This window comes from Streptomyces sp. NPDC019531 (genome assembly GCF_044903305.1).
Lineage (GTDB): Bacteria > Actinomycetota > Actinomycetes > Streptomycetales > Streptomycetaceae > Streptomyces.
The window spans coordinates 131,989-143,361 of sequence record NZ_JBJDQL010000009.1; the positions used below are offsets into that span (position 1 = coordinate 131,989).

General features: G+C 69.8%; 11 protein-coding genes. 6 read left to right on the forward strand and 5 right to left on the reverse strand.

Annotated features, from left to right (window positions below):
* Positions 1-20 precede the first annotated feature (20 nt).
* Together ACI2L1_RS14205 and ACI2L1_RS14210 are read left to right on the forward strand one after the other, a co-directional pair.
* Complete coding sequence (locus ACI2L1_RS14205; RefSeq protein WP_404739614.1) at positions 21-1,019, forward strand: DUF4349 domain-containing protein; 999 nt, start codon at positions 21-23, stop codon at positions 1,017-1,019.
* 55 nt (positions 1,020-1,074) lie between these two features.
* Positions 1,075-2,469 carry an FAD-dependent oxidoreductase gene (locus ACI2L1_RS14210; RefSeq protein WP_404739615.1) on the forward strand — a complete coding sequence of 465 codons (1,395 nt, stop codon included), beginning with the start codon at positions 1,075-1,077 and terminating at the stop codon, positions 2,467-2,469.
* A gap of 158 nt (positions 2,470-2,627) precedes the next feature.
* Here ACI2L1_RS14210 and ACI2L1_RS14215 read toward each other — a convergent pair whose 3' ends face one another.
* A complete protein-coding gene (locus ACI2L1_RS14215; protein ID WP_404739616.1) occupies positions 2,628-2,948 on the reverse strand; it encodes a hypothetical protein in 321 nt (106 codons plus the stop codon).
* A 137-nt stretch (positions 2,949-3,085) separates the two neighbouring features.
* On the opposite strand from ACI2L1_RS14215, the gene ACI2L1_RS14220 reads away from it, so the two are divergent.
* Positions 3,086-3,913: a rhomboid family intramembrane serine protease gene (locus ACI2L1_RS14220; RefSeq protein ID WP_404739707.1), complete on the forward strand. Its 828-nt coding sequence runs from the start codon at positions 3,086-3,088 to the stop codon at positions 3,911-3,913.
* A gap of 1 nt (position 3,914) precedes the next feature.
* On the opposite strand, the gene hemE is transcribed toward ACI2L1_RS14220, so the two are convergent.
* The gene (gene hemE / locus ACI2L1_RS14225; RefSeq protein ID WP_404739617.1) at positions 3,915-4,982 is read right to left on the reverse strand and encodes a uroporphyrinogen decarboxylase; all 1,068 of its coding nucleotides are present in this window, start codon (positions 4,980-4,982) and stop codon (positions 3,915-3,917) included.
* A 158-nt stretch (positions 4,983-5,140) separates the two neighbouring features.
* Here hemE and ACI2L1_RS14230 point away from each other — a divergent pair, with 158 nt between their 5' ends.
* The 3 genes from ACI2L1_RS14230 (at position 5,141) to ACI2L1_RS14240 (ending at position 8,099) form a co-directional block, all read left to right on the forward strand.
* Positions 5,141-5,767 (forward strand): DUF3000 domain-containing protein, encoded by a 627-nt coding sequence (locus ACI2L1_RS14230; RefSeq protein ID WP_404739708.1) that lies wholly within the window; start codon positions 5,141-5,143, stop codon positions 5,765-5,767.
* A gap of 237 nt (positions 5,768-6,004) precedes the next feature.
* A complete protein-coding gene (locus ACI2L1_RS14235; RefSeq protein WP_404739618.1) occupies positions 6,005-6,667 on the forward strand; it encodes a LuxR C-terminal-related transcriptional regulator in 663 nt (220 codons plus the stop codon).
* A gap of 151 nt (positions 6,668-6,818) precedes the next feature.
* Positions 6,819-8,099: an HRDC domain-containing protein gene (locus ACI2L1_RS14240; RefSeq protein ID WP_404739619.1), complete on the forward strand. Its 1,281-nt coding sequence runs from the start codon at positions 6,819-6,821 to the stop codon at positions 8,097-8,099.
* A gap of 84 nt (positions 8,100-8,183) precedes the next feature.
* On the opposite strand, the gene ACI2L1_RS14245 is transcribed toward ACI2L1_RS14240, so the two are convergent.
* From ACI2L1_RS14245 to ACI2L1_RS14255, 3 genes are read right to left on the reverse strand one after another with little or no spacing between them, the layout of a single operon-like run.
* Positions 8,184-9,014: a carbohydrate ABC transporter permease gene (locus ACI2L1_RS14245; protein WP_404739620.1), complete on the reverse strand. Its 831-nt coding sequence runs from the start codon at positions 9,012-9,014 to the stop codon at positions 8,184-8,186.
* Entirely contained in the window at positions 9,011-9,952 is a 942-nt protein-coding gene (locus ACI2L1_RS14250) for a carbohydrate ABC transporter permease (RefSeq protein ID WP_404739621.1), read from the reverse strand. The genes ACI2L1_RS14245 and ACI2L1_RS14250 overlap by 4 nt, the downstream gene beginning before the upstream one ends.
* Entirely contained in the window at positions 9,952-11,265 is a 1,314-nt protein-coding gene (locus ACI2L1_RS14255) for an extracellular solute-binding protein (RefSeq protein ID WP_404739622.1), read from the reverse strand. The genes ACI2L1_RS14250 and ACI2L1_RS14255 overlap by 1 nt, the downstream gene beginning before the upstream one ends.
* Between the last annotated feature and the right edge of the window lie 108 nt (positions 11,266-11,373).

Here is an 11,373-nt window from a genome sequence, read left to right on the forward strand (position 1 = left end):
CGACCCTCGGGGGGACGCCCATGCGCACATCACGTTCACGCCGTACACGAGGCTCGGTACGCCCCGTCCAGGCTCTTGCCGGACTTCTGCTGGCCGCGGCCCTCGCGCTGACCGGGTGCAGCGGGGCCGACGACTCCAGCACCGACGGCGGCAGCCTCGCCAAGGACGGCCAGGCCGCGTCCCAGGCGGACGGCAAGGGCGCGGCCGGCGCCGAGGACAGCGCGGGCGGCAGGCAGGCCACCTCCGCACCCCAGCCCGCCACCAGCCACATCATCCGCACCGCCGGACTGACCGTGCAGGTCAAGGACGTACCGAAGGCGCTCGCCGCCGCCCGCACCACCACCGAGAACGCGGGCGGGTTCGTCGGCAAGGAGTCCACCTCCCGCGACGAGGAGGGCCACGAGCGGACGGACGTGGTGCTGCGGGTGCCCGTCGAGAAGTACGACGAGGTCCTCGCCGAACTGGAGGGCGCGGGCAAGCTCCTGGAGCGCACCGCGAACGCGCAGGACGTCACCGACCAGGTCGTCGACGTGGAGAGCCGGATCGCGACGCAGCGCGCGAGCGTGGCGCGGATCCGCGAGCTGATGGACAAGGCGACCAAGCTGACCGACGTGGTGACCCTGGAGGGCGAACTGAGCACCCGCCAGGCCGACCTGGAGTCGCTGCTCGCCCGCCAGGCGTCCCTGAAGGACCGCACGACGCTGGCCACCATCACCCTGTCCCTGTCCGAGACGCCGATCGCGAAGGCCGAGGACGAGGACCCGGGGGTCGTGGACGCGCTGGCGGGCGGCTGGGACGCGTTCGTGACCATGCTGCGCTGGATCGTGGTGGCGCTGGCCGCGGTGCTGCCGTTCCTGGCGGGGATCGCGCTGATCGTGCTGGTGTGGCTGCGGCTGGTCCGGCCCCGGCTGCCGCGCAGGCCCGAACCTGCGGCCGCCTCGACCGCGCTGGGCCCGCTGCCCACCGCGCGACCCGTCCCCGACCCGGGGCGCGCGCAGGAGCGGGACGAGCGTGACTGACGCGCGATGGCGGGGCGAGCGGAACTGAAATGCCCCGCCCTCGTAGCGTGTTCGCATGAACATGAGCCGTACGCGGGACACGAGGGAACGTCTGGTCGTGATCGGCGGCGACGCCGCGGGGATGTCCGCGGCGTCGCAGGCACGCCGGATGAAGGGCCCCGACGAGCTGGAGATCGTGGCGTTCGAGCGGGGCCACTTCACCTCCTACTCGGCGTGCGGCATCCCGTACTGGGTGGGCGGGGACGTCAACGGCCCGGACGAGTTGATCGCCCGTTCGCCCGAGGAGCACCGGGCCCGTGACATCGACCTGCGCATGCGCACCGAGGTCACGGAGATCGACGTCGACCGGCGGCGGGTACGCGCGCGTGACCTCGGTTCGGGGGACGAGTCCTGGACGTCGTACGACAAGCTCGTGATCGCGACCGGTGCCCGCCCGATCCGCCCTGACATGCCGGGCGTCGACGCCCCCGGTGTGCACGGGGTGCAGTCCCTCGACGACGGTCAGGCGCTGATCGACACGCTGGCACGCACGCGTGGCCGGCGGGCGGTGGTGGTCGGGGCCGGGTACATCGGCGTGGAGATGGCCGAGGCACTGATCAACCGGGGCTATCGGGTGACGGTCGTCAACCGGGGCAGTGAGCCCATGTCGACGCTCGACCCGGACATGGGCCGCCTGGTGCACGAGGCCATGGAGGGCCTGGGCATCACCATGGTCGACGACGCCGAGGTGACCAAGGTGCTCACGGGCGAGGACGGCCGGGTGCGCGCGGTGGCCACGCAGGACGCCGAGTACCCGGCGGACGTGGTGGTGCTCGGCATCGGCGTGCGCCCGGAGACGGCGCTCGCGAAGGCGGCAGGTCTGCCGCTCGGCGGCCACGGCGGCCTTCTGACCGACCTGGCGATGCGGGTGCGCGGCCACGAGAACATCTGGGCGGGCGGCGACTGTGTGGAGGTCCTCGACCTCGTGTCGGGGCAGGAGCGGCACATCGCACTCGGTACCCACGCGAACAAGCACGGCCAGGTCATCGGCACGGGCGTCGGCGGCGGCTACGCCACCTTCCCCGGCGTCGTCGGCACGGCCGTCAGCAAGGTCTGCGACCTGGAGATCGCCCGCACCGGACTGCGTGAGAAGGACGCCCGTCGGGTGGGCCTCCAGTTCGTCTCGGTCACGATCGAGTCCACCAGCCGCGCCGGCTACTACCCGGGCGCCTCCTCCATGACGGTGAAGATGCTCGCCGAGCGCCGCACGGGGCGGCTGCTCGGCGTGCAGATCGTCGGGAGAGAGGGCGCGGGCAAGCGGGTCGACATCGCCGCGGTGGCCCTGACGGCCGGTATGACGGTGGAGGAGATGACGGCGCTTGACCTGGGCTACGCCCCACCGTTCAGCCCGGTCTGGGACCCCGTGCTGGTGGCGGCCCGCAAGGCCGCAGCGAAGGCACGGGCCTCCTGACGGCCAGGCGGAGGAGAGCACTGACGCGATGCCGCCCTCCCGCGCGAGGTGGTTCGAGCATGAAGGAGTCGGCGACCCACGACAACGCCGCCGCGGGCACCCCCTCTGGCTGAGGGAGTGCCGGGCCCCGCGGCGCCGACATGATCCGCCGGGCAGGCCTACGCCGTGCCGTTGATCCGTTCGATGGCCTGGCGGGCCTGGTCGGCCGGTGGCCGGGGCGGCAGCGAGGAGACGGAGGCGCTGGCGGGCATCGCGGCCGGCTGCTCGCCCGCCGGCTTCGCGTGCGCCGCCGGCCGGGTGGACCTGAGCCGGTTGCTCACCGCCTCGTCGAGCGTCACCGGACGCTGCATCTGGGCGGCCAGCCGCCCGGCCTCCTGGCCGAGCCTGGCCACGTCCTCCCACGGCAGTCGCACCACCAGGGAGATCTCGGCCTCACCGTCGGGAAGAGCGTGCATCGGAGGAGTAATACGGTCGTTCATCGCCTGTTCCTCACGTAAGTCCCCGCGGCCCGCCTTCCCCGTGCCGCGGGCGGTTGAGGAGTCATACGCACGCGTGCGTGCGGGCGTTCACCGGTACGCCACCGATTCGCCGGTCCCATCGCGGGCAGTACTTCCTTGTGGTCATCCCCGTCCATGACGTGAACCCGGTGCGCCGCACCCCCTGGGTGACGTACGCGCTCATCGCCGCGAACGTCCTCGTGTTCCTGTACACGCCCGGCCTGGCCGGCTCCGTGGCGGGCGACAGCAGCCTGTCCCAGCTGTGCCACCTCCAGGCGTTCCTGGACCACTACGCGGCGGTCCCACAGGAGTTGATCCACCATCAGATGCCGCGGCTCGTCCCCACCGGCGAGGTCGGCACCGGTGCGCAGGGCGCCGCGGGCTGTGTGGTGGCCCCGCCGGACTACGACAAGTCCCCTGCGCTGTCGGTCCTGACGGCGATGTTCCTGCACGGCGGCTGGCTGCACCTGCTGGGCAACATGCTGTTCCTGCTGATCTTCGGCAACAACGTCGAGGACCGCATGGGGCATGTGCGCTACGCGCTGTTCTACGTCGTCTGCGGCTACGCGGCGTCGTACGGCTTCGCGCTTCTCAACGACGACTCGGGCGACCCGCTGATCGGCGCCTCGGGGGCCATCGCCGGTGTCCTGGGCGCCTATCTGGTGCTGTATCCGAAGGCCAGGGTGTGGGTCCTGGTGCCCTTCCTGGTCTTCCTGCCGCTGCGGCTGCCCGCCTGGCTGGTGCTGGGCTTCTGGTTCGCGCTGCAGGCGGTGTACTCGTCCGGCGAGGGCATCTCCGCCGCGGGCACCGTGGCGTACGCGGCGCACGTGGTCGGTTTCCTCGTCGGGATGCTGCTCGCCTGGCCGCTCAAGGCCGGCACTCCCCCGCCGCCGGAACCGCGCGGCCTGCTGTTCGGCAGGCGGGCGCGGCCCCGGCACACATGGTGACTCAGCGGGCGGTGCGGGTGTGGACGTACTCCACGAGGCGGGTCAGCGCGTCCGGGTCGGTGGACGGCATGACGCCGTGGCCGAGGTTGAAGACGTGGCCCTCCAGGCCCTCGGCGGAGTCCAGGACCTCGCGGGTCTTGGCCTCGACGGCCTCCGTGGAGGCGAACAGGACCGTCGGGTCGAGGTTGCCCTGGAGCGCCTTGCCGGGGCCGACGCGGCGGGCCGCCTCGTCGAGCGGGACGCGCCAGTCGACGCCGACGACGTCCGCGCCGGCCTCGCCCATCAGCTTGAGCAGCTCACCGGTGCCGACGCCGAAGTGGATGCGGGGAACGCCGTAGCCCTCGACCGCCTTGAAGACCTTCGCGGAGGCGGGCAGTACCGAGCGGCGGTAGTCGGCGGGGGCGAGGGCGCCGGCCCACGAGTCGAAGAGCTGGACGGCGGAGGCGCCGGCCTCGATCTGGACCTTCAGGAAGGCGGCCGTGATCTCGGCGAGGCGGTCGAGGAGGTCGGCCCACAGTTCGGGGTCGCCGTACATCATCGACTTGGCGTTCTCGTACGTGCGGGACGGTCCGCCCTCGACGAGGTAACTCGCGAGGGTGAAAGGTGCGCCCGCGAAACCGATGAGGGGGGTCGGGCCGAGCTCGCTGGTCAGAAGCCCGATGGCCTCGGTGACGTAGGTGACGTCCTCGGTGGTGAGGTCACGCAGCTGGGCCAGGTCTGCGCGGGTGCGGATGGGGCGCTCGACGACCGGGCCGACGCCGGGCTTGATGTCCAGGTCGATGCCGATGGCCTTGAGCGGGACGACGATGTCGCTGTAGTAGATCGCCGCGTCCACGTCGTGCCGGCGGACCGGCTGGAGGGTGATCTCGGTGACCAGCTCGGGCCGCGTGCAGGACTCGAGCATCGGGATGCCCTCGCGGACCTTGCGGTACTCCGGCAGTGAACGCCCGGCCTGGCGCATGAACCAGACGGGGGTGTGCGGCACGGGTTCGCGCCGGCAGGCCTTGAGGAAGGCGGATTCGTACGTGGCCGTCGGCGGCTTGCCCGTGGGGGTCTCGTTGGCGCTCACGGGGCAAGTCTCGCATGAGGCCGACGGGGCTCGGACGGGGCGTGGGCTCTGCCACGTAGGCCGAAGAGCGGGTGTCTAGGCCCGCACCGGGCCTGAGTTCCCCTTAACCTTCCCGCATGGCTGCGGCTCAGGAACGACTGTCGGACGGCACTGGCGGGATGGACGACGAGAAAGAGGAGGACCGGCATGTGAGCAGTACGGCTCCGCCGGCCTTCCGGGCCGCGGTCCAGGCGCTGCGCACCAGCCGGTTGCGGCCGCAGATCGAGATCGAGCCGACGCGGGCGCCACAGCGGCTCGCTCCGCACGCGTACGCGCTGGAGGCCACCGTCGTCGACGGCGACCAGGACCTCGCGGACGGCCGCTTGGTGCTGCTGCACGACCCCGACGGGCACGACGCCTGGCGCGGCACCTTCCGGCTGGTGACGCTGGTGCGCGCGGAGCTGGAGCCGGAGATGGCGGCCGACCCGCTGCTGCCCGAGGTGTGCTGGTCATGGCTGACCGGGGCGCTCGCGGGGCGCGGGCTGTCGTACGGCGAACCGAGCGGCACCGTCACGCGCGCGAGCTCGCACTACTTCGGCGGGCTGTCCGAGCGCCCGGCGGCCTCACAGATCGAGATCCGGGCCTCCTGGACGCCCCGCGAGGGCCTGGGCGGGGTGCCGGACGCGGGGGCGCATCTGGCGTCCTGGTGCGATCTGCTGGCCCAGGTCGCGGGCCTGCCGCCGGCCGGTCCTGGCGACGCGTCGGTGGTGACGCTGCCGCAGCGCCGGGATCCGCAGGCGCGCTGACCGATCGGTGTACAGCAGGAAACCGTCCCCCCATCCGGAGCATCAATTTGTCGATACGGCCACTTTCAGTCAGGAGTGACACCTCGAACGAAGCGATACGTTCACCGAACGATCGATCGCACGTCTGAATTGCACCAATTGTTACTCACTAGATCGTGATCATTTCCTAAAGGACGCCGGGTTCGGTGCCGAAGACGTCTGTGACCTTCCAAGCCGTCCCGCACCCCAGGAGGCCCGGTGTCCGTTCTCCTCGAGCAGCCCGCAAGCCTGGTCGCCTACCGCCCGAACAAGCCCACCGCCATGGTGGTCGTGGCCGACCCACGTGTCCGCTCCACCGTCACCCGTCATCTCTGGGCGCTCGGTGTGCGCGATGTCATCGAGGCCTCGTCCGTGGCGGAGGCCCGTCCCCGTATCGGCAACCCCCGTGACATCTGCGTCGCCGACGTCCACCTCCCCGACGGCTCCGGCCTGACCCTGCTGTCCGAGACCCGCGCCGCGGGCTGGCCCAACGGCCTCGCCCTCTCCGCGGCCGACGACATCGGCGCCGTGCGCAACGCCCTCGCGGGCGGCGTCAAGGGCTACGTCGTCACCGGCACCCGTACCAATCTCGGGCTCCCCACCCGACCCGGCGCCGCCCCCATCGGCGCCGCGGCCGCCCGCATGCACCGCCGCCCCCCGGGTTCCCCGAGCCACCCGGGTGGCTACCGCGAGCTCTCCGGCCGTGAGGTCGAAGTGCTCCGACTGGTGGCCGAAGGACAGTCCAACAAGGCCATCGGCGTCTCGATGGGCCTGTCCGCACTGACCGTCAAGAGCCACCTCGCCCGTATCGCCCGCAAGCTCGGCACGGGAGACCGCGCCGGCATGGTGGCGGTGGCCCTGCGCACCGGCATCATCCACTGAGGCCACCAAGCACCACCGAGCACCACCGGGCCTCGCTGTTCACGGACGTGAACCAGAGCCTTCACCGAGCTGACTGGTTTACGACCCCGAAGCGCCTGCCGACGGAACGTTCCGTCGGCAGGCGCTGTCCATACACAGATACCCTTGACATGTGACCGACGCCCAAGAGACCGCAGCAGACATTTCACTGCGAACCACCGGAGGCGCCCCTCCGGACGACGGCGGATCTTCTGCAGCGGAGGCGCCGATCCCTCTGCTGGAGCCGCGCGAGGGAATTCCGCCCGTGATCGCCGACGAGGACTCGCTGGCCGAGATGATCGCCGCCTTCGCCGCGGGTTCCGGGCCTGTCGCCGTCGACGCCGAGCGGGCCTCCGGCTACCGCTACGGGCAGCGCGCGTATCTCGTGCAGCTGCGCCGCGCGGGCGCGGGTACCGCGCTGATCGACCCCGTGGCCTGTCCCGATCTGTCGGGGCTCGGCGAGGCCCTCTCCGGTGTGGAGTGGGTGCTGCACGCCGCCACACAGGATCTCCCCTGTCTGCGCGAGATAGGCATGATTCCCTCACGCCTCTTCGACACCGAGCTGGCCGGGCGGATCGCCGGGTTCCCCCGGGTCGGGCTCGGCGCGATGGTCGAGGGTGTGCTGGGCTTCGTACTGGAGAAGGGCCACTCGGCCGTCGACTGGTCGACCCGTCCGCTGCCCGAGCCGTGGCTGCGGTACGCCGCCCTCGACGTGGAGCTTCTCGTCGATCTGCGGGACGCGCTGGAGAAGGAGCTGGACCGGCAGGGGAAGCTGGAGTGGGCGCTTCAGGAGTTCGACGCGATCGCTTCCGCTCCGCCCGCCGAGCCTCGCAAGGACCCCTGGCGCCGGACCTCCGGGATGCACAAGGTGCGGCGGCGTCGGCAGTTGGCCGTCGTGCGGGAGCTGTGGGAGGCGCGGGACCGGATCGCCCAGCGACGGGACGTGTCCCCGGGCAAGGTGCTGTCCGACGCGGCGATCGTCGAGGCGGCGCTCGCCCTTCCGCTGAACGTGCACGCGCTGGCCGCGTTGAACGGGTTCGGGCATCGGATGGGGCGGCGGCAGCTGGAGCAGTGGCAGGCGGGCGTTGATCGGGCCAAGGCCCTGCCCGAGGTGCAGTTGCCGCAGCCGGGGCAGCCGGTCACGGGGCCTCCGCCGCCGCGCGCTTGGGCCGACAAGGATCCTGCGGCGGCCGCGAGGTTGTCCGCTGCGCGGGCTGCGGTTTCCGCGTTGGCCGAGTCGCTGAACATGCCTCAGGAGAACCTGATCACTCCGGACACGGTGCGGCGGGTCTGCTGGGAGCCGCCGGCTGTTGTCAGTGCGGAATCGGTCGGGGCGGCGCTCGCCGGGTTGGGGGCTCGGGCCTGGCAGGTCGAGCAGGTGACTCCCGTGTTGGTGGCTGCGCTTTCCGCCTAGCCGCCGTGTTGGCTTTCTGAGACACGGCGGCTGCGGGTTCGTGGTGGCTTGTCGCGCGGTTCCCCGCGCCCCTGAAGGGGCGCTCTACCTGGTCGCTCCTCTCATGAAGCCGTTGTAGATGAAGCGCTGCAGCGACAGGAAGACGATCAGGGTCGGCAGGATGACCAGGACCGCTCCTGCCGAGATGACCTCCCAGTGGGCCGCGTACGGGCCTCTGAAGCGGAACAGCGACGTCGAGATCACGCCAAGATCTTCCGAGGGCATGTAGAGGAAGGGAATGTAGAAGTCGTTGTAAACGGTGATTCCCTTCACGATCACCACTGTCGCTGTCGCCGGCTTCAGCAGTGGGAAGATGATCTTTCGGTAGATCGTGAAGGCGGTGGCGCCGTCCAGGCGGGCCGATTCGTCCAGGGAGATCGGGATCGAGCGGACGAACTGCAGGAAGATGTAGATCGAGACGATGTCCGTGCCCATGTAGAGGGCGATCGGCGCCCAGAGGCTGTCGAACATGCCGAAGCTGTTGACTATCTGGAAGGTCGCCACCTGGGTGGTGACGCCGGGGACCAGGGCGGCCGTCAGGAAGAGCGCCACCACCAGCTTCTTGAAGCGGAAGGTGAAGCGGTCGATGGCGTAGGCCGTCATCGAGCCGATGAGGACCGTGCCGCCGATGGAGACCAGCAGGATGATCGCCGTGTTGGTGAAGGCGGAGAGCATCTCGCCGTCCTGGAACGCCGTCACGTAGTTGTGGAAGTTCAGCAGGTCGTGGGGGAGTTCGAGCGCACCGCTCGTGTCCGCCATCTCCTTCTCAGACTTGAGGGAGGTCAGGAGCACGACCACGAGCGGGAGCAGGACGACCAGCGTCGCGGCGATCAGCGACAGATGGACGAGGGCGCGGACGGCCGTACGGCGGGTCATACGAGGTCCACCTTGTCGTCGGGGACCAGGCGCCGCTGCACCCAGGTCACCAGCAGGATGATCAGCAGGAGGACGATGGCGGCCGCCGAGGCCAGGCCCGTCTTGTTGAAGCGGAAGGCCAGGTTGACCGTCTGGATCACGAAGGTCTCGGTACCGGTCGCGCCGCCGGTCATGATGTACGGGATCTCGAAGACCGACAGCGAGCCGGAGATCGAGAGGATCACCGTCAGGGTCAGGACCGGCTTGATGCCCGGCGCGATGATGTAGCGGAACTGGTGCCAGCGGTTCGCGCCGTCCAGCTCCGCCGCCTCGTGCAGCTCCCCCGGGATCGACTGGATCGCGCCCAGGAAGAGGACGAAGTTCAGGCCCAGGTAGCGCCAGACGGAGACACCGGCCAGCGAGGTGTTCGCGGAGACCGGGGTGCCGAGCCAGGCGTGGTCGGTCTTCACTCCGAACAGGCTCAGCACCGAGTCGAGGGTGCCGCCGTCCTTGAAGAAGTAGAGGAACACGAAGCCGATCGCGACCCCGTTGATCAGGTACGGGAAGAAGAGCACGCCCTTGAAGAAGTTCCGGAAGCGGACGTTGAAGCTCAGGATCGTCGCGAAGTAGAGGGCCAGGGCTATTTGGACCGCGGAGGCGGCGAGGTAGTAGCCGCTGACCCAGAAGACCTCGAAGAGGTCGGGCCGGGTGAAGACCTCCCGGTAGTTCTCGGCGCCGGTGTAGTGCAGTTCGGGGCTGACACCGTCCCAGTCGGTGAAGCTGTACGCGACCATGTTGAGGATCGGCGCGTAGGTGAAGGTGATCAGCAGGGCGAGCGGGGCGATCAGGAACAGCCAGGGCGTGACGCCCCGCCAGGCACGGGTCCGGCGCGAGGCGGGCGCTGGGACGGGGGCAGCCGGGATCACCTCCACGGCCGCCTTCTGTGTCGTCTCCGTCATCAGGACCCCAGGTTCTTCTGGGCGTCCGTCCAGCGCTTGCTGAGGTCGGAGAGGAAGTCGTCGAGGCTGCCCTCGCGGGCTCCGCGGGCGAGGTCGACGAGGTTCTGTCGGTACTCGGGGGCGTAGATGCCGACCTCCGAGTCGCTGTCGAGCTGCTTGACCCGGGCGCCCTGCGCGTCGTCCACCTCGATGAGCCGCACGCCCTGCTCCTCGTACGGCTTCATCACCTCGGGCAGCGCGGCGTCCTTGAGCGGGGAGATCGCCAGGTTGTCCTCGACGTAGCCGGACTCGTCGGTGAACCAGTCGATCCAGGCGCGGGCGGCTTCCTTGTACTTGGAGTGGACGTTGACGGCCTGGTTGTAGTCCGGCGCCACGGTCGCGCAGAACTTGCCGTCCGTCTGGGACGGGAACGGCATGAAGCCGATGTCGTCCGGGTTCACCCCGGCCTTCTTGGCAGCGTCCTGGAACTGCACGATCGCCCAGGTGCCGAGCCACTGGGTGGCGATCTCGCCCTTGGCCGTCCGGGGCTTGGACTCCTCCCAGTTGCTGGTTGTCGGGTCCTTCTCGATCAGGCCCGCCTTCACGATGTCGTGGAGCAGGGTGTCGCCGACGCGCAGGTCGGCGTCCTTCGCCCACGGGTCGCCCTCGGCGAGCTTTGTGGTCGCCTGCGGATCGCAGTGGACGGCGCCGTCGACGTACGTCCACGACGTGAGCGTCCAGCCGGCCGCGAAGTTGGTGTAGTACGGGATCGCATCGGTCTTCGCCTTGATCGCCTTGAGGTCCTCGATGAACTCGGCCGGGGTGGTGGGCCATTCGGTGACCCCGGCCTCCTTCCAGATCCGCTTGTTGTAGACGAACCCGGGGGCCACCCCGACCGGGCTCTGTCCGTAGACCTTGCCGTCGACGGTGGTGTAGTCGGTGAAGCGGTACTTCTCGCTGCGCTCGGCCTCGGTGCCCAGCGAGGCGAAGAACCTCGGGTAGTCGGCCTTCTTGATGACCGCGGGGATCAGCAGGACGTCACCGTAATTCTCGGTGTTCATGCGGATCTTGACTTCGGCCTCGTAGTTCGTGAGGGCCTCGAACTCGACCTTGACCTTCGGATAGGTCTTGTTGAACGCGGCGGCGTACTTCTTCATCGTGCCGTCCTGCACGAGGTCCGTGCGGACGGTGAGGACCTTGATGGTGCCGCTGACCTTTGACGGGTCGTCAGGTGCCTTGGCGTCGGCCCCCTTCGACGAACCTCCGGTGCCGGTGCACCCCGGGATCAGCAGGGCGGCTCCCACGGCCAGGGCCAGGACTGTACGGCGGTTCATGTGCATCAGCTCCGTTCACGGGACGGACGAGCACGAGCGGGTTGGCTGGTTCGGTACTCTGACAACGTTTTCTTAACCGGTAAAGTCCCTATCTCGCCAACGATGGCA

Excerpts from the sequence above, each read along its gene's own strand:
- ACI2L1_RS14205 (WP_404739614.1), top strand. The coding sequence starts at position 21 with ATGCGCACATCACGTTCACGCCGTACACGAGGCTCGGTACGCCCCGTC.
- ACI2L1_RS14210 (WP_404739615.1), top strand. The coding sequence starts at position 1,075 with ATGAACATGAGCCGTACGCGGGACACGAGGGAACGTCTGGTCGTGATC.
- ACI2L1_RS14215 (WP_404739616.1), bottom strand. The coding sequence starts at position 2,948 with ATGAACGACCGTATTACTCCTCCGATGCACGCTCTTCCCGACGGTGAG.
- ACI2L1_RS14230 (WP_404739708.1), top strand. The coding sequence starts at position 5,141 with ATGGACGACGAGAAAGAGGAGGACCGGCATGTGAGCAGTACGGCTCCG.
- ACI2L1_RS14245 (WP_404739620.1), bottom strand. The coding sequence starts at position 9,014 with ATGACCCGCCGTACGGCCGTCCGCGCCCTCGTCCATCTGTCGCTGATC.
- ACI2L1_RS14250 (WP_404739621.1), bottom strand. The coding sequence starts at position 9,952 with ATGACGGAGACGACACAGAAGGCGGCCGTGGAGGTGATCCCGGCTGCC.
- ACI2L1_RS14255 (WP_404739622.1), bottom strand. The coding sequence starts at position 11,265 with ATGAACCGCCGTACAGTCCTGGCCCTGGCCGTGGGAGCCGCCCTGCTG.